The organism is Dehalococcoidales bacterium (assembly GCA_028716225.1).
Classification (GTDB): domain Bacteria; phylum Chloroflexota; class Dehalococcoidia; order Dehalococcoidales; family UBA5760; genus UBA5760.
The window spans coordinates 1-15,774 of sequence record JAQUQE010000030.1; the positions used below are offsets into that span (position 1 = coordinate 1).

The window sequence follows — 15,774 nt, forward strand, 5'->3', positions numbered from 1 at the left end:
AGGTCCTCCTCGACCCGCCGGAAGTCCCCCCGGTTGTGGTGGTTCGTCCAGCTGGCCACCAGAGTAGCCAGCTCGGTGTCATATCGTCGTCCGTCTATGATGGTCTTCATATCTACCACCTGGCCCCTGGGGTACTGCCCCAGGAGCTTTCAGGAAAAAAAGGAAGAAAAAAGGAAGAAGTTTATCGTCGCTCCCTGTGCTGGCGCCTCAGGGTATCCAGGTACTCCCTGAGCGTGCTCATATCGTGGAATGGCCTGCTTAGGTCTTGACGTACTATATCCGCCACCCGCCAGGATGGGAGCCACCGCCCCCCGTAGTGGATCGCCACGGTGAACCCATACAGAGGCCCCCCGTCGATGCCCTCGCCCTCGCTGATCTCATACGCCACCCCCGGGGCGATCAGGCCCAACTCGATGACGTCCGGCGTCATGAGGTTAAGCTGGCCCCCATATGCCTCTCGGAAGGCTTCTCTGGCCGTTTGTGTGTCGTTCATATCTACCACCTGGCCCCCTGGGGTACTTCCCCAAGAGCTTTCAGAAAAAAAAAGGAAGGGGTTTAATCGGGACGATCGCCAGATAGGTCGCCAATATGGCAAATCTCCCCATGATCTCGCTCGCACTCGATTAGGCGGAAGAAGCCGTACCCCCGGGCGTCCCGGATGGCCTTCTCCCGCTCCAGCTCCTCATGCGTCCCGATCCGCCTGTACCAGTCGGTTTCATACTCCTCGTAGATCATCTATATCTACCACCTGGCCCCTGGGGTACTGCCCCAGGAGCTTTCAGGGTATCGGGGAGGTGATCGCCTCCCCGCCGTCATATGCCCGGCGTCATGGGCCACGGGGGATATCGGCCCCATGATCTCAGCCATCCTATCGGGATCATCATGATCCTGATATTCACATATGAGGATCCTCATATGCATATATATATATTTCGATTATTGTTTCATAATCGGCAATAGTTTAAGACTAGTCTTAAATTTGCTAATTGCAACTCACATAAGAATTCAGATATGAATACCAAAATCATCCCAGGTAATCGTGGTGGTACCAATCAGGTAAGAGTGTAGAGGCGGAAGAGGAGGAGAATACTATCTTAGGAGGATTCCAACCAAGGGCTCACTGACGAACCTATCACGCTCCCGCCTCTACTGTCTTTAGATGCCCGGGAGGGCTATAAATAAGTTAACCGACCCCTACAGCTCAGCGAAGAAGTGGGTATAACCCCACTGGTCCAGGTCTAACCTATGGCCACGCCTGAGCCTCGCCACGAACCCGATCCACTCCTCTTCACTATCGAATCCTTCAGGTCGGTGCAGATACCGGGCAACGTACCCCGCCCGCATTGGTACCACGCCGAGAATCTCAAAGCTCTTCTTGATGTTATCACGCTCGACCTCGAACACCTGACGCGGATCCCCATACACCTTCGAGCGCCAGGTGCACACCTTCCGACCTTCAAACAGCCTCTCGATCATCAGCTTCCTGAAGGGTATCTCAATGACCTCCCTCATCTCTCGTACTTCCCAATCCATACCTCTACCCCCGGTGGCTGGTCGGCCTCAGCGTACCGCTTCTCAGCCTCGACCTGGAAAACATGGGAGTCATCAGGGATCAGCACGCCCGTTAAGGCGTCCAGCAGGGCCCTCACCAGCTTATCAAGGTCTGGGCGCTTGTAGTGTCGCCGGACCTTCTTCGGCAGGGACTTCGGGCGGCGCAGGTAGAAGACCGCCTTCACCGCATACACCCCCTTCTCGTCATAGAAGAGCTGCTCCCGCTGCACGTCCTGAGCCACCGCCGCGATCGCCCCCCGCCAGTCCTTGAGCTTCCTGGCGGAATGTTGCGTCACCACCGCCTTACCCGCCTTCACGAAGGCCCTCGTGCTGCCCTGGGGAACGGGGTTCCCAAAGGTGGTAAAGTGAACCACTTTCTCCGCGTCGTCCATCGATTACCACGTCCTGGGCAGGACGTCCGGGTTTCTCTCGTGCTCTTCCAGGTCGTCCACGTATGGCTGAAGGGACTTCTTGATGTAAAAGGGCTTCCCCAAGTCTCCCGTCAAGAAGAGGGGGCCTCACCGATCATGGGCCCCCAACACCCGCGTCGTGCTCCTCAGCTCCTCGGCTTTCCAGTCGGCGGTCAGTTCACCACCGCAATGGACGCAATGCCAATGCTGCTCGTCGTCAAGGCTGTAGATGATCTTGCAGTTCTCACAGGCCCGATACCAGGACTTCTCTGGCAATTCCTTCTCTTCCTGAATCTCTAGGGGGGGAGTTGAAACTATGGTTGATTGGTCAACAACAAAAGCTTCCCGGGCTTCTGTTCCGGTCAGTGCACCCCGCACATCGGGGATTTCTTCCTTCGTGATCTCCACCGTCTCCCGCAGGGATTCGACCTCTTCTCTGATGTCCAGCTGTTCATCCTTCAGGTCTGTGATATGCTTCATCAACCTCTCGGCCGTTTCTATGCCCTTCCTTATCTCACCCTTCTCCCGATGGGCATCTAGATGCGCTTCTTTATCCTGGACCGTCATCCCCTCGAAGCACACCGGACATATCCACGACTCTCTCCTCAGTAGACTCCTGCGCTCCTCTGGCACCACGTCTCCTTCTTTCTCGTGCATTTCCAGATGTCTCTTTACCCCCTTTTGATTCAGTCCTAAGCCACAGATAGGGCATATCCACTCGGCACCCGGTTGGGATGCCCCCTCCGGTACCTTCTCGCCCCTGCACGCGTGCACTCTCATGTGTGATCCCTTTGCTGTAGGGGCCATCTGCAGAGCGCAGATGGGACAGGTCCACAGCCTTTGGGGTATCGACTCCTCTGTCTCCTCCTCCATTTCTTCCTCCATCTCATCACGCTCCTCTTTCGCTTCGTCCTCAAGGATCACTTCGCCCCGCGCCCAGTGGACCTTCATGTGCGCGTCCCTGCCCGCATCGTCCATCGACCTGCCACAGATGGGACAGGTCCACCTGCCCGGCTTGCTCTCTGGGGTGGAAGATGCGGGTGCAATGAAAACATCCGAACCGCAAGGATACCTGCGGTGATCCATGTACTCGTCCCTGGTCTGAAACTCCTTGTTGCAGGTCGCGCAGACGAAGTTTCCTTCTTTATTCATCATCGTTCACTCCTCCCTTCTCCTTGCTGAAGGTATGGTAGGCATGAGGCCCGGGTGTCGTACGGAACGGACTGGTTTGGAAGGTCTTTTGCCCAGGGAAGGTCAGGAACGGATTGTAGATTGCCTCGGCCAGGCCTGGTCCGTAGGTTGCCACGGCCCGATAGGGGGCGGAATGTAGGTTGTCCTGGCACGTGGTGGAACGGCAGGGGTTGCAGTTTGCCCCGGAGTAGATGGGTGTGGGTAGTAGATTGCCCCGCCTTGGTTTGGCCTGGTCCGGGTTGTAGATTGCCGAGGGAGGGCTTGGTCTGGTTTGTAGGTTGCCCCGCCTTGGTTTGGCCTGGTCCGGATTGTAGATTGCCGAGGGGGGGCCTGGTCTGGTCTGTAGGTTGCCTCGGCCCGGTGTGGCGTGGAATGTAGGTTGCCTCGATCTGGTCTGGTCCGTAGGTTGCCTCGGGTTGGGCTGACACGGCGTGGATTGTAGCTTGCCCCGGAACGGCATGGTTTGTAGATTGCCCAGGTGTGGTCTGGTCTGTAGGTTGTCGTGACCTGGCCAGTAGCGGAATGTGGGTTGCCTCGGCGTGGAATGGTCCGTAGGTTGCCTTGGTCGGGTATGGCTTGATCTGTAGGTTGCCTCGATCTGGCCGGGAATGGTTGGTAGGTTGCCCCGAGAAGGTCCGGTGTGGTCAGTAGCTTGCCTCGGAATGGCGTGGACCGTAGCTTGCCAGGGAAAGGATAGATTTGGTCTGTAGATTGCCAGGGAATGAACAGATCGGGTCTGTACAGGGCTGGGTTGGGTTGTAGATTGTTATGGTTCGGATTGGATTGTCGTTTGTTCTGCTCCATGCCTACCTCGTGTTTCTTCAGCTCTTCTTCTCCTTCCTCCTCTCGGTCTTCTCCTCCTCCGACTTGTCCGGCGGGTACTCGTACAGGATGGTGATCTTGCACATCCCGTACCCCATCGACCTCATGGCCCCGATGCCCGATATTTCGACCAGGTCAAGCAGGTCCCTCAGGGTCTTCCTGTCGATGATTGGGCTTCTGTCCTTTCCCCGCCCGGTCATCGCCACATAGATGTCGCAGGTGAAGGAGGGGCGCACCACGAACTCCACCAACTTCAGGCCACTGATGGTGCGTCCCATGTAGGGGACATGGACCACCATAGAATCCATCCCGTCGGCCTCCTTGACCACCGCGCCCTCCCTGCGCAGGTAGAGCCTGTTGGGTAGCACCCGGACGCCCCTCTGCAGCTTCTGCCTCCATGAGGTTATCGACTTCTGGATGCTCATCGCCTCCGCCAGCGCAGCCCGCACCTGGTAGCCGTTCAGATAGAGGCCGATATTGTCCTTGGCGAAGATGTTGATGACCTTTTCCATCTCCTCCATTGCCTCGGGTATCTCGCTCTGCTCCTGGCTCTCCCTGAGAGCCTGCTCGGCCTTCGCTCTCTCCTGGGGCGACAGCCCCTTCTCCAGGAAGAACTTCTCGACGAGATCCTCGCTCATCGGGAGTCCTCCTCTCACTTCATCGAGGAACTGTACCTCGATCCCGTACTTTTTCCATACTTCCATGTCTCACTCCTCCTCAGTCTTGCGTCTTACTATCACGCTCTTGTCGAGGAATTCTACTGTCCACTTATTTAGGTCGAACCCAAACGGGCCATCCGGTGGGATCAATCCAGAGATTACCTTTTTCAGCTCCCTGATCTCATCCTCCGCCTTCTCCAATCTATCCTTGTAGCTCACCACCGATAGTCCCCACGTGAGATGATGTCATCCTGTAGATCAGAGAGGTCGCAAATCTCTCCGTGGTCGTTCTCACATATGAGAAATTGTAGGGATGTTACTCCCTGCCATTTTCGAAAAGCTTTCACAGCCTCTAGCTCTTCTAGATCGTCTAGTTTGATGTAGCTCTCCGTTTTATATTCAGCGTAGTATGTTACCATTCTTTAGCCCTCCTCTCTAAACGCTTTCAAATCAATCGTACCAGCTAAAATGGTGTATGGAGCTATTTCAGTGTAGGAACATCTATGCCCATAATCTGCAACACAAGCGACGAAATAAAGAACATCGGCCCCTTGAAGAGATTTAACGAGTATCTCATCCTTCAGATCTTCGTCTAGGCAGTTCATCCGCCGGTATTCTCCTGGTTTATATTCTGCATAGAAGGTTACCATGTCTCACTCCTCCCTCAGCTCCCGCGTCCTCCGTTCCTCGAGTTTCTGTATGTGCTCCTCCCAGTGCTTGTCACAGAGGGGGACGCCATCGACTATGATCTCCGTCGGTCGCTTGCAGCGGGGCCTTGAGCAGACATCATTACTCATCGCCCCTCCTCCCTATCTAGTAACCAGTCGATCGCGTTGGTAAGCGAGACATGCTCGCCGCGCTTCTCCATCAGTCTTCCCGCCGTCTGCACCAACCGCTTGTGCGTCTCATCGCTTACTCTTATCATCTTCATCATTGCTCACCTACCTCTGCCATGCTCTCGAAATCGTCGATGGCGAAATTCTTCTTCGCCCGCTTGCGGACGTACCGCTTCCGCTTGTAGTCGTCCAGCTCCCAGATGTGCCTGCTCTCGGCCTCGCCCTCGAAGGCCATAGGGAGATCCACCCAGATCCCGCTCCGGGTCCAGGGCTGGTCTGGGAGGAGGAAGTTGAAAGGTGTGTCCTCAAACGAGACGAACCTCCCCCCCACGAAGATCTTGAGCCTCTTCTTCGGCTCCTCCCCGTCCTTTTCCTCCTCGTCGCCGGTCTCCTCGGCCTCCTCCTGCCTCAGCTCCCTGAGGGTGACCTCGACCTTTTCCATCGTCTCCTCCAGGGTGTCGTTGATGAAGACCACGCTGCCGACTGAGTATGACCCGCATCGCCTCGAGACGGCGATCCCGCCCGAATAGTCCCTCTCCCAGACGACTTCTAGCTTGTCCTTGAGCCGCTCCATGAAGCCCTCTGGGGCGTTGGCGAAGTTGAGCCCGCTGACGATGAAGTAGCCGAACACCTCGGCGTCCCCGAGATTGTCCGGGTTGTGCTCCTTGTACCTCCGCCACTCGGCCAGGAGGACCTTGTCCCCCCACCGCAGTCGCTTGATCATGTTCCTCGGGAAGGCACGGTTGACCCCGTGCCTCCTGGCCTCGGCGGTGAAGCTCTTGATCGAGTACACCCCCCTGCCCTGCCCTATGTAGTGCAGGAGGTACCTGGTCCTCTGCTCGGTCGCCACCTGCTTCCACCCTTTCTCATCATCCTTCATGTCCTCACTCTCTCAAGCTGCTCGACCAGGCCGAACAGTTGCTTCCTATCCTTCTTGTTCACCTTCTCGCCTCCTCATATCAGGTACAGCCACATCCCCACCAGCAGCGTCCAACAGAACATGGCCACCACCAGGAAGATCACCGCCCACTTCCCCCAATACCTCGTCGTCTCCAACACACCCTCACCTTTCCAGCGCCGTGTGGGTTTAACCATCTGGGAGAATCCCAGACCGTCGGTAGTAGGCGAACCCCACACGGCGTTCTGTGGCGGGAGGCGGGTTCCAAGTGGGATGCACTCATTCTTCGAAGGGATGATGGTTCCTGCCCGCCTCCTTTCGCCGTGCATAGCTGACGGCGCAGAGTGACAAGCCAATCCAAGCCAAGCCAATCCAAGCCGATTCGGGTCGATTCGGGGTTCCCCCTCGTGAGATCCCCCGCCGCGACACACAGCTGAACCCGCCATGACAACGGGTTCAGCACACTCTACACCGTCAACCATGCGTATTCAGTATAGACTTATCACTACTTGAAGTTTTCCCATCGGTGGAATTAAATAACCCAAACGACATAACGAAAAATCATGTCGAAACGGATTTTGCACATCTCGAAAATAGACTCCGAGGGGAGGATCTCATTGGGAAAGAAAAAGCTGGACCAATTAGGGTTCGACAAGGGCGACTACGTACAGATCGTAGAGGTCACGATGGACGGGCACGGGCCTCTCTTCTGCCTGATTAAAGCCGAAGCACAAGTCTGAGGCGGGGGCCTGATGACAGATGCAGTCAGGCTGCCCCCTCAACTCCAACACCCGGAGTTCCGCTTCTGCCTCATTCAACAAAAAGAAAAACGTCCCTTCGAGAAGGGTTGGCCGGACACGGCCAACTACACCTATGACGACAAGAGATTAGCGGAGCACCTGGAGAGGGGGGGCAACTACGGGGTCCTCGGAGGCTATGGCGGTCTGATCCAGATCGATTCGGATTCGCCCGAGGTCGAGGAGGCGGTGCGGGAGGACCTCCCACCGACTTTCGTGGTCAGGACCGGGCGCGGCGGGAAGCACTTCTATTTTCTGTGCCGAGACCTTAAGGAACCGATCCGGCTCTTCAAGCCTGGCTCGGATGTGAAGGGCGACATCGGTGATGTATCATCCTTCGGGAAGCAGGTGGTCGGGCCCGGTAGCATCCACCCAAATGGTAAGAGGTACGAGGTCATCGAAGACAGACCGATCGCCGAGGTCAAGGCGGAGCAGATCAGGTTCGCACTTAGAAAGTTCATCAAGGATGAGTCGGAGGCTACCGCCGAGGTCACCAGGACCGAAGCGGGAAAGGTGGGAGCGGTCATCGATAAACTCAATATCGCTGACGTGGTGAACCTGGCAACGCTGAAGCGCCACGGCGACGAGTACCGCGGTCCCCACCCGGTGCACGGGAGTGAAGGAGGCAAGAACTTCTCGGTGAACGTCAACAAGAATGTCTGGAAGTGCTTCAGGCACGACACCGGAGGCGGTCCCCTTGAATGGATTGCCGTGGAGAACAGGATACTGGATTGTGCCGAATGCCTGCCCGGGGCGTTGCGGGACGACAAGTTCAAGCAGGCGCTCAAGATCGCCGCTGATAAATACGGTCTGGAGATGCCACGGAAGAAGGGGAGGAAAAAAGAGAAAGATGAGGAGCGGTTCGAGTTCAACGTCAAGGAGTGGGCGGAGAAGATCATGGAGCAGCATCACATCGTCACCTTCAGGGACAACGACGAGATGCTCATTTACAACGGTGGCAGCTATGAGTACAATGCTGAGGCGGTGATCTCGGAGACCTTGGAACGGCTGCTCGACGAGGAGTTCTCCCGCTACCGGGACAACGAGGTCACCCACTACATCAAGGCTGGGACCTATGTGGGGCGTGACCTCTTCAAAGTCGATGCCAGATACATTAACCTGGCGAACGGGGTGTACGACCTGGTGAATGGGAGGCTGCTCGAGCACTCCCCCGACTACTACTTCCTGCATCAGCTACCGGTTGAGTACGACCCCGACGCCGACTGCCCCAAGATCAAGAAGTTCCTGTCGGAGGTCCTCGACCCGAGCGACATCCCCCTCATCTTCGAGGTCATCGGCTACTGTCTCTACCGCTCCTATCCCATCCAGAAGGCGATCATGTTCATAGGCGATGGGGCGAACGGAAAGAGTACCCTCATCGCACTCATCAAGCATTTTCTGGGCGAGAGGAACGTCGCACAGGTGGCCTTGCAGGACCTCGAGAAGAACCGCTTCTCCGCCGTCAATTTGTATGGGAAGCTCGCCAACCTGTACCCAGACCTGCCGGATGAGGTGCTCAAACGAACGGGCAAGTTCAAGATGCTGACCGGAGGGGACACTCTGATGGTTGAAAGGAAGTTTCAGGGTTCGTTCTCGATGAAGAACCACGCCAAGCTCATCTTCTCCTGCAACCAGCTCCCCCCGGCCAATGACGAAACCGACGCCTTCTTCCGGCGGTGGGTGCTGATCAACTTCCCCAACACCTTCCCCCCCGACCGGGCCGACCCCTACCTCCTCCAGAAGCTGGTGACCAAAGAGGAGCTGTCGGGGCTCTTGAACGAGGCGCTCCAAGCGTTGGTCAGGATCATCAGGAACGGGGCCTTCAGCTACACCCAGAGCACCGAGGAGCTGAGGGCGGAGTACATACGCAAGAGCGACCCCGTCCACGCCTTCGTCCTCGACATGGTGATCGTGGACCCGGAGGGTGAGGTACCGAAAGACGAGGTTTTCTACCAGTACACCCAGTACTGCAAGAGGAACAAGCTTCCCCTGACCGATAAGAGCGTGTTCAGCAAAAAGCTCGGGGGGCTTGTGAGAATCGAAGCCACCCGCCCATCCGTGGGCGGGGAGAGGGTTAGGTGTTGGAAAGGGATCCGGCTGAGCATCGCCCCGGAGTATGAGGACTCGGAGGAAAAGAGGCCGACCGGGATCGAGGAGTACGACGACGGCGGAGAGGCTGAGGAAGAATCCGCAAAAAAAGCGGTAGATAGCGCAAAAAACGGCGAAAAACCGGTCCACCCTCGATTTTTTACCCTGGACCGGGCAAAATCCTTAACGGCGTTAGGTCCAGGGTCGCGACCCCGAGGGTGGACCGACTCTGGCATGCCTTTTAGTCCAGGATGTCCACCCTTTTTTCCCAATCTTAAGTCTATGTGGAATAACAGTAAAGGTAAGGGAGAAGATAGTAAAGGAGAAACATTTACGGAAGGGGAAAAACAAGCTCTACTAATAAGAGGTTGCAGATCGAGGGTGGACACCCCGGACCAGGCGCCCGCAAAAAAAGCGGTTAAAGTCGCCGAAGGACGCAAAATGACCGAGGAGGAGCTGCTCGAGGAGGTCCGAAAAAGGGTCGAGCAACTCTACAGGATGACCACGGCGATCGGTGAAGGGTCGCCGACCGACACCGAGGTCGGGTGCGAGATCGAGGACCTCTTCGACGATGACCTCGAGGGTGCCATCGGGTGGCTCAAGAGGGCCTGTGAGAACAACTGGCTCCCCTGGACGGTGACCGTGGACGGGAAGGTGGTGAAGTGAAGTCGAAGAAAGTACCCAAGAAATGCTGGCCTTCTGAGGGAGAAGACAAGGCCGGTTGTGGGGCCCCCCTGGTCTATGAAGAATCGGTTAACGCCCTGGTGTGCAAGAATCCGAAGTGTATCTTCAGGTGGTGTGGTTGGGGAAGCCCAGTCGCCTATTGCTATTCCACACACGGCATAGATCGTCGTCCGAAGAACCAACGGAGACCGAAGAGACGGCTCCTTCGCGTCTGCAGGCGGGAGAAGGCGTACGAGGATTGCATTGAGACCGGGGACCTGTGCTTCGACTGCCCCTACAAGGCCGTAGGAGGCCGTAGGAGGCGCAGGAAGGCCCGAACTTCCGTAGGTGACCCTTCACCCGTCCGAACGGGAGAACGTCCCAAATCACCCCCAAAGCGGGGAGGAGAGAAACTGTTTTTGAAGGACTTCATGTGAAGAAGAAATCGGAGGCTAAAAAATGAACATCTTATTGATCGATATCGATTCCATGATCCCAAATCTCGCCTTGATGAAAATCTCGGCATATCACAAATCTCGGGGCGATAATGTAGGATTCTCAGTTTCGGATCCCGACATAATATACGCCTCGGTGATATTTCGGCAGAATAAGCATCTGGTGGATGGTCTCTCCTTCTTCTATCCCAATGCTGAGATAGTCATAGGTGGAGTAGGCTATGATATGCAGACAAAACTCCCCGCAGAGATCGAGAGAATAAGACCAGACTACACACTATATCCAGATATGGATTACTCCCTTGGTTATACGTCGAGGGGATGTCCGAACTCATGCTATTTCTGTGTCATACCCCAAACAGAAGGGAAACACCAGCGGTGGCAACATCCCAGCGAGTGGCACAATCCAGATTTCAAGAAGGCACGAATACTCGATCCTAACTGGTATGCCGATCCCGACTGGTTTTTCGAAACCAGCCAGTGGTTCATGGATCGCGACATTGCGATAGATGTCAGTCAAGGTTTCGACATCCGGCGGATCACGCCAGGGATCGCCTATCAGATCAAGAAGTTGAAATTCTGGAAGCCCATTCATTTTGCATGGGATGATGAGAAGGACGAAGTCAAGATTATGAGGGGCATTGAAATTCTTAAAAATATGGGGATGAAGAACGAACTCCGGCATTCAACACTCTTCTATGTCTACTGTCACGATCCGGATCAGCACGAATCCGCATTATATCGATGTCGCAAACTGAAAGAAATGGATGTCGGCGCCTTCGTCATGTATAATATTGACATCCCCAAAACACAGGAAATCATCGATCTGCAACGCTGGGCAAACAGACCTTGGATATATTGGTCGATTGACTATGATGAATATAGAAGAAGGAGAGAAGTGAAATGATTAAAGACCACGGTGTAAGCACAATCTATGAATGCGACTTCTGTTGGGATTTCCTGGTCCCCAATCACAAAGGCGAATTCGTGTGTCCCAACTGCGGATACAATTTTGGGAAGATCGGGGAGGCCAAGAAATGACCCAACAGCTCCTTAGGATCGGTGACTGTCGAAAAGTTCTTGAAGAGCTTGAACCTGAGTCGATTGATTGTGTCGTTACCAGTCCGCCGTACTGGGGATTGAGGGACTACGGAACGGAACCGTTGATATGGGATGGAAAGAAGGATTGTAAGCATGAATGGGGAACAAATACATACTGCCCTACTAAGTGTGGCACACAGGGAAGTACCGAAACAAAGAAATGGCCAAAGATGCAGAAAGCAAATTCCAATCCTCCGCCTACCAGATTTTGCTCGAAGTGCGGAGCGTGGAAGGGGCAACTAGGCCTTGAGCCAGGCCCAGACCTCTACATCAAACATCTCTGCGACATATTCGATCAAATTAAAAGGGTTCTGAAACCCACTGGAACATGTTGGGTGAATATCGGGGACACATATGCAGGAAGCGGTGGCGCGGGCGGGGACTATAACGAGGGAGGACTGAGGGAAGGACAGCCGAAATACAAGCAAGGAAACGCTGATGTTCTCCCAAAATCCCTAGTCCAGATTCCTTCGCGCTTCGTGCTTGAGATGATGAAAAGAGGATGGATTAATCGTAATGAAATAATCTGGCATAAGCCCGCTTGTTTACCTGACAGTACGAAAGACAGGTTCACGGTCGATTTCGAGAAGATGTTCTTTTTCGTCAAAAACCAAAGGTATTGGTTTGAGCAACAATTTGAGCCATTGACCGAGAGCACCAAACAGCGAATGAAGTATGATCAATGGGTTGCTGATGTTATCGATCCACGAGGCAGAAATAAACGATGTGTATGGACAATCTCGTCCAAACCATACTCAGAAGCCCATTTCGCAACATTCCCATTGGCCCTCATAGACACACCCATCAAAGCAGGATGTCCCAAAGAAGTCTGTCCCAAATGCGGGTTCCTGAGAGAGGCCATATGGGAAAAGGTTCAGGGGAATACAACTGGGATTAAGAAAAATCTCGTTGGTTATACAGACTGTGATTGTAACGCCGGTTACGAGCCTGGATGGGTTCTCGATCCATTCGCCGGAAGCGGAACTGTGCTTGAATACTGCCGACTCAACGGTTACAATGGGATAGGAATCGAACTCAATCCAGAATATGAGAAACTGATCACAGAAAGAGCTAGACTCAACACTCCTCAGTTGGACATATTTCTGGAGGAGGCCATTGAATGACACATAAGGGACATAAAGACGACACGAGTAAGGAGGCAGAGTAGATGAAGCAGAAAAAGGATAAGGACGAGGAGGAGGAAAAGATGGAACAAGAGGAATGGAAGAAGAAACTGGAAGAGATGGAGGAGGAGGGCTTCACCGTCCACAGGCGCAGCGACGACCTGATGGTGGCCCTCCTGGAGCTGCAAGGAGACTACGTGGAGCTGACGCCCGAAGGTAAGACGCAACCCGTGTCCGCTGCCGATGCCAAGAAGATCCTCGCCAAGCGGGCGAAGCAGGAGAAGGCACCCATGCAGGGGAAGCTACCCGAGCGGGAGGAACGGATCGTGACTGTGAAGGAGGACGGCCCAGCCCAGGTCTCGCTCAAGGAGGCCATGATCTATATCGAGAAGCAGCTGGGGATCCACCCGATGCACGTGATGATCTATCACGGCAGGCCCTACGTCATGCATGGTGGGCTTCTCGAGAAGGCCGACAAGAAGGGGCTGCGGTCCATCCGCATCGAGACCAAACCCCTCAAGGACGGAGGGTACGAGGCCACGGCCTGGGTGTATCCCACCCTCGGCAAGGACACCATCGAACTGGTCAAGGCCGCCCAGGGACTCGACCCCGAGGTCCAGAAAGAGCTACTGGAGAACGCGATCCCGGTCTTCGTGAACCACGGGACCGCCACCCCGGACAACGTCAAGATGGGGGCGATGAAGAGCTACCTGAAAGAGCTTGCCATCACCAGGGCGGTCAACCGGGCCCTGAGACTGTACACCGCCTGCGGTTTCACCAGCGTGGAGGAGATGTCCGACTACGAGGGGGAGGTCATCGACGCTTCCTACACCCGCAGCGAAGACTAAACCATTTAAATAGAGCGTAGCCCAATTCCCTGTTGGGTATGGGATGGGAGGAAAAGCCCAGGACAAGGGGGGGCCTGTCTTCGTACGGCCCCCCCCGTGTATACACACCGATGAGCTACGTTGTGATCTAGAAAACAGGATCTTCTGTCCCACGTGCTCGAAGATGATCATAGCGGAGATCAGGTTGGGTTATTGGAAACCGAATTATCAGACCAAACGCCTCCTCGGCGGAACGTACTTTTGGGCCGGGAGGAAACCCGGCGATTAGGTCCGTCAAGATTTATATGGCCTGTATCAAATTCCTAACCACATGACTTCCGAAAGCAAGCGTGTCGTCCTAGTCCCCGGGCTCCACGAGGAGCTGCGCCGTTCCAAGACGGAGTTTAAATGGCGAGGACCGAACAACGAAGTGGTCCGCGGGGTGTTCGAGGGTAAGAGTGTCATATTGGAGTATATGTATGCAGACGCCTCCAGCGCCTTCTTCAGCCCGAAGAACGGGACCGGGACCAGGATGCTCGGGGAGCTACTAGCGGAGGCCTGGGAACGGGGCATCACCAGGTTCCGGGTGAGGGGGATGAGCCCTGCCATGTTGGGTCTAATCAATCGCTTCGTCCGTTGGGAAATCCTCAAGATAACCCATGTCACCGAGACATTCGAGATAATCAAGGAGCCGAGCAGTATCGTTCAGTTCAGGCTTTTCCTGCTCCGTCTCGCGCCTCCCATCGAGCAAGAAGGTAGGGAAAATTGAATATTGACCGACACATATTCTTCATGTATGCCTACCGAGGTTCGGTGTCCCACCCCCCCTGAGGAGATCACCCGAGAGACTGTGAAGTTCCTGGAGGAGAACAGAGCATGGCTGGTGGAGGACGAGGATTGGCACGAGGCTGAGGGGACCCTATTGTCCTCCGATCACACCATGATGTTTTGGGTAGGAGACAAGCTCGATAGGTTTTTAAACACGATGACCACGCCCGCCGCGACATGGAAGTGCTTCAGGCTGGACGGGCCGAGCAGCGTGGCCGAGTGGCAGCGTATGCCGGAGATGTTCTTCTACAAAAATCAGATGGTGGACAAGGAAAAGATAATCAAGATGGTGAAGGTCGTCAACAGGGGCGCGTTCTCGGCCAAGATGCTCAACTCCACCGTCCTGGCGATGACCGGAGAACCGAAACCATGTCTTGTTTATGTCCCGTACAAGGATGGTTATGTCAAGTTCGTGGTTGCCCCCCTGCTGGTGGAAGGGGAGGAAATAGAGGGCGTCGATCTCGCTAAGGAGTTCGTCCTGCAGATGCCGAGTATGGAAGAGATCCTCCTCGAAGCGGGATGGACGCGGATCAGCGAAGACCTGGAGATAACGGCGACAGTCGCAGAGCGGGGGGAGCCGGTCGAAACCACGATCAACTTAAAGGATTCATTCTCCAACCCGGAGCGTACCGTGGTTTGGGTGTCGTTGGAGTCGGAGCCCACCGATGTCAAGGCCCCGGTCACCACACGGGTGCCGCTGGATTATCTCGGTTATCAGATCGGTATGAAGATGACTAAGAAGGAGTGGATGGAGACAGACTCGATCATCGTTCGCAACACCGCCATCGACCCCGACTACATCGTCGAGCTGGTATCCATCCTTAACCACACCTTCACCGCCAAGCGGATGGCGGAGGTGGTGATCCGGGCCCACAGGGAAGAGAGTCTCTTCCTCTATATCACCATCCCCAAGACGATCTACGAGGAGGAGGAGAAGACGGCCTCCTTCATCGTCGCCCCGCGCTATCCAGAACCCGAGGAGGGAATCGAGAAACGCGTCTACGAGATACAGGTGGGGTTACGCCCGCTGGATAAGTCCATTTCCGACCGGCTGAAGCGAGCCGCCGGTATCAAGATCGAGGGGGAAGAGGAGAAGCCGCCACCGGTCGTGAAGAAGGTGGTCCCGCCCGGCAAAGGCCGCAGGATGGTGGAGACGAAGAGGGACACCTTCCGGTTCTTCGACGACGAGGAGGAAGTGGGCGTCATCGTGAGGGGCACCGAGATCGGCAGGAGGGTCGATTTCTACATCGGTATCATGGAGGGGGAGACGGCCTACATGGAGTGGATGCTCGGCGAGATTATCCGAGTGGCGGGGGAACGCGGTTTCGGAAGCGTGCTCATGGCGACCGACGACGAGACGAAGCAGGCCCTCCTCGAGAAGACAGGCTTCAAGAAGGTGGGCGCGATCAAGCTCGGGCCGGTCTATCGTTATGAGATACCGCCCGAGAAGCCAAAGGAACCCGAGAAGCCACCGCCCAAGCCACCGCCCAAGCCACCTAAGGTCAAGCCACCTGAGGAGCCTCC

General features: G+C 55.4%; 22 protein-coding genes. 8 read left to right on the top strand and 14 right to left on the bottom strand.

Annotated elements, in window-relative coordinates; genetic code table 11:
* Window positions 1-181 precede the first annotated feature (181 nt).
* From PHI12_11045 to PHI12_11110, 14 genes are all read right to left on the bottom strand, one after another.
* Window positions 182-493, bottom strand: coding sequence for a hypothetical protein (locus PHI12_11045; GenBank protein ID MDD5511324.1), 312 nt, complete (start codon window positions 491-493; stop codon window positions 182-184).
* Window positions 494-555: 62 nt separating this feature from the next.
* Window positions 556-735, bottom strand: coding sequence for a hypothetical protein (locus PHI12_11050; protein ID MDD5511325.1), 180 nt, complete (start codon window positions 733-735; stop codon window positions 556-558).
* Between the two features lie 459 nt (window positions 736-1,194).
* On the bottom strand, window positions 1,195-1,533 hold the full coding sequence (locus tag PHI12_11055) for a hypothetical protein (GenBank protein MDD5511326.1): 339 nt from the start codon (window positions 1,531-1,533) through the stop codon (window positions 1,195-1,197).
* On the bottom strand, window positions 1,509-1,943 hold the full coding sequence (locus PHI12_11060) for a RusA family crossover junction endodeoxyribonuclease (GenBank protein ID MDD5511327.1): 435 nt from the start codon (window positions 1,941-1,943) through the stop codon (window positions 1,509-1,511). The genes PHI12_11055 and PHI12_11060 overlap by 25 nt, the downstream gene beginning before the upstream one ends.
* 126 nt (window positions 1,944-2,069) lie before the next feature.
* The gene (locus PHI12_11065; protein ID MDD5511328.1) at window positions 2,070-3,116 is read right to left on the bottom strand and encodes a hypothetical protein; all 1,047 of its coding nucleotides are present in this window, start codon (window positions 3,114-3,116) and stop codon (window positions 2,070-2,072) included.
* Entirely contained in the window at window positions 3,106-3,612 is a 507-nt protein-coding gene (locus PHI12_11070) for a hypothetical protein (protein ID MDD5511329.1), read from the bottom strand. The genes PHI12_11065 and PHI12_11070 overlap by 11 nt, the downstream gene beginning before the upstream one ends.
* Before the next feature lie 361 nt (window positions 3,613-3,973).
* A complete protein-coding gene (locus PHI12_11075) occupies window positions 3,974-4,678 on the bottom strand; it encodes a hypothetical protein (protein ID MDD5511330.1) in 705 nt (234 codons plus the stop codon).
* Window positions 4,679-4,681: 3 nt separating this feature from the next.
* The gene (locus PHI12_11080) at window positions 4,682-4,855 is read right to left on the bottom strand and encodes a hypothetical protein (protein MDD5511331.1); all 174 of its coding nucleotides are present in this window, start codon (window positions 4,853-4,855) and stop codon (window positions 4,682-4,684) included.
* The gene (locus tag PHI12_11085; GenBank protein MDD5511332.1) at window positions 4,849-5,052 is read right to left on the bottom strand and encodes a hypothetical protein; all 204 of its coding nucleotides are present in this window, start codon (window positions 5,050-5,052) and stop codon (window positions 4,849-4,851) included. Before PHI12_11085 ends, PHI12_11080 begins: the two co-directional genes overlap by 7 nt.
* A gap of 3 nt (window positions 5,053-5,055) precedes the next feature.
* Window positions 5,056-5,283 carry a hypothetical protein gene (locus PHI12_11090; protein ID MDD5511333.1) on the bottom strand — a complete coding sequence of 76 codons (228 nt, stop codon included), beginning with the start codon at window positions 5,281-5,283 and terminating at the stop codon, window positions 5,056-5,058.
* 3 nt (window positions 5,284-5,286) lie between these two features.
* Window positions 5,287-5,430 (bottom strand): hypothetical protein, encoded by a 144-nt coding sequence (locus PHI12_11095; GenBank protein MDD5511334.1) that lies wholly within the window; start codon window positions 5,428-5,430, stop codon window positions 5,287-5,289.
* The gene (locus tag PHI12_11100) at window positions 5,427-5,564 is read right to left on the bottom strand and encodes a hypothetical protein (protein ID MDD5511335.1); all 138 of its coding nucleotides are present in this window, start codon (window positions 5,562-5,564) and stop codon (window positions 5,427-5,429) included. Before PHI12_11100 ends, PHI12_11095 begins: the two co-directional genes overlap by 4 nt.
* On the bottom strand, window positions 5,564-6,349 hold the full coding sequence (locus PHI12_11105) for a hypothetical protein (protein ID MDD5511336.1): 786 nt from the start codon (window positions 6,347-6,349) through the stop codon (window positions 5,564-5,566). Before PHI12_11105 ends, PHI12_11100 begins: the two co-directional genes overlap by 1 nt.
* Window positions 6,350-6,423: 74 nt before the next feature.
* Window positions 6,424-6,564 (bottom strand): hypothetical protein, encoded by a 141-nt coding sequence (locus PHI12_11110; protein ID MDD5511337.1) that lies wholly within the window; start codon window positions 6,562-6,564, stop codon window positions 6,424-6,426.
* A gap of 420 nt (window positions 6,565-6,984) precedes the next feature.
* On the opposite strand from PHI12_11110, the gene PHI12_11115 reads away from it, so the two are divergent.
* The 8 genes from PHI12_11115 to PHI12_11150 all read left to right on the top strand — a co-directional run.
* Window positions 6,985-7,107 carry a hypothetical protein gene (locus PHI12_11115; GenBank protein MDD5511338.1) on the top strand — a complete coding sequence of 41 codons (123 nt, stop codon included), beginning with the start codon at window positions 6,985-6,987 and terminating at the stop codon, window positions 7,105-7,107.
* Window positions 7,108-7,119: 12 nt separating this feature from the next.
* Window positions 7,120-9,918, top strand: coding sequence for a phage/plasmid primase, P4 family (locus PHI12_11120; protein ID MDD5511339.1), 2,799 nt, complete (start codon window positions 7,120-7,122; stop codon window positions 9,916-9,918).
* Window positions 9,915-10,352, top strand: a complete 438-nt coding sequence (locus PHI12_11125; GenBank protein MDD5511340.1) for a hypothetical protein — start codon at window positions 9,915-9,917, stop codon at window positions 10,350-10,352. Before PHI12_11120 ends, PHI12_11125 begins: the two co-directional genes overlap by 4 nt.
* A 22-nt stretch (window positions 10,353-10,374) precedes the next feature.
* Entirely contained in the window at window positions 10,375-11,277 is a 903-nt protein-coding gene (locus tag PHI12_11130) for a hypothetical protein (protein MDD5511341.1), read from the top strand.
* Window positions 11,278-11,407: 130 nt separating this feature from the next.
* Entirely contained in the window at window positions 11,408-12,595 is a 1,188-nt protein-coding gene (locus tag PHI12_11135; GenBank protein MDD5511342.1) for a site-specific DNA-methyltransferase, read from the top strand.
* Window positions 12,596-12,639: 44 nt separating this feature from the next.
* Entirely contained in the window at window positions 12,640-13,443 is an 804-nt protein-coding gene (locus PHI12_11140) for a hypothetical protein (protein MDD5511343.1), read from the top strand.
* Between the two features lie 310 nt (window positions 13,444-13,753).
* Window positions 13,754-14,191: a hypothetical protein gene (locus PHI12_11145; protein MDD5511344.1), complete on the top strand. Its 438-nt coding sequence runs from the start codon at window positions 13,754-13,756 to the stop codon at window positions 14,189-14,191.
* Window positions 14,192-14,272: 81 nt separating this feature from the next.
* Window positions 14,273-15,774: hypothetical protein (locus tag PHI12_11150; protein MDD5511345.1), on the top strand; the 1,502-nt coding region annotated here is incomplete at its 3' end.

Bases quoted from the DNA above. Each gene is read 5' to 3' on its own strand.
- PHI12_11130 (MDD5511341.1), top strand. From the start codon at position 10,375: ATGAACATCTTATTGATCGATATCGATTCCATGATCCCAAATCTCGCC.
- PHI12_11045 (MDD5511324.1), bottom strand. From the start codon at position 493: ATGAACGACACACAAACGGCCAGAGAAGCCTTCCGAGAGGCATATGGG.
- PHI12_11110 (MDD5511337.1), bottom strand. From the start codon at position 6,564: ATGGTTAAACCCACACGGCGCTGGAAAGGTGAGGGTGTGTTGGAGACG.
- PHI12_11120 (MDD5511339.1), top strand. From the start codon at position 7,120: ATGACAGATGCAGTCAGGCTGCCCCCTCAACTCCAACACCCGGAGTTC.
- PHI12_11090 (MDD5511333.1), bottom strand. From the start codon at position 5,283: ATGGTAACCTTCTATGCAGAATATAAACCAGGAGAATACCGGCGGATG.
- PHI12_11070 (MDD5511329.1), bottom strand. From the start codon at position 3,612: ATGCCGTTCCGGGGCAAGCTACAATCCACGCCGTGTCAGCCCAACCCG.
- PHI12_11065 (MDD5511328.1), bottom strand. From the start codon at position 3,116: ATGATGAATAAAGAAGGAAACTTCGTCTGCGCGACCTGCAACAAGGAG.
- PHI12_11145 (MDD5511344.1), top strand. From the start codon at position 13,754: ATGACTTCCGAAAGCAAGCGTGTCGTCCTAGTCCCCGGGCTCCACGAG.
- PHI12_11050 (MDD5511325.1), bottom strand. From the start codon at position 735: ATGATCTACGAGGAGTATGAAACCGACTGGTACAGGCGGATCGGGACG.
- PHI12_11135 (MDD5511342.1), top strand. From the start codon at position 11,408: ATGACCCAACAGCTCCTTAGGATCGGTGACTGTCGAAAAGTTCTTGAA.
- PHI12_11075 (MDD5511330.1), bottom strand. From the start codon at position 4,678: ATGGAAGTATGGAAAAAGTACGGGATCGAGGTACAGTTCCTCGATGAA.
- PHI12_11105 (MDD5511336.1), bottom strand. From the start codon at position 6,349: ATGAAGGATGATGAGAAAGGGTGGAAGCAGGTGGCGACCGAGCAGAGG.
- PHI12_11055 (MDD5511326.1), bottom strand. From the start codon at position 1,533: ATGGATTGGGAAGTACGAGAGATGAGGGAGGTCATTGAGATACCCTTC.
- PHI12_11060 (MDD5511327.1), bottom strand. From the start codon at position 1,943: ATGGACGACGCGGAGAAAGTGGTTCACTTTACCACCTTTGGGAACCCC.
- PHI12_11100 (MDD5511335.1), bottom strand. From the start codon at position 5,564: ATGAAGATGATAAGAGTAAGCGATGAGACGCACAAGCGGTTGGTGCAG.
- PHI12_11085 (MDD5511332.1), bottom strand. From the start codon at position 5,052: ATGGTAACATACTACGCTGAATATAAAACGGAGAGCTACATCAAACTA.
- PHI12_11095 (MDD5511334.1), bottom strand. From the start codon at position 5,430: ATGAGTAATGATGTCTGCTCAAGGCCCCGCTGCAAGCGACCGACGGAG.
- PHI12_11140 (MDD5511343.1), top strand. From the start codon at position 12,640: ATGAAGCAGAAAAAGGATAAGGACGAGGAGGAGGAAAAGATGGAACAA.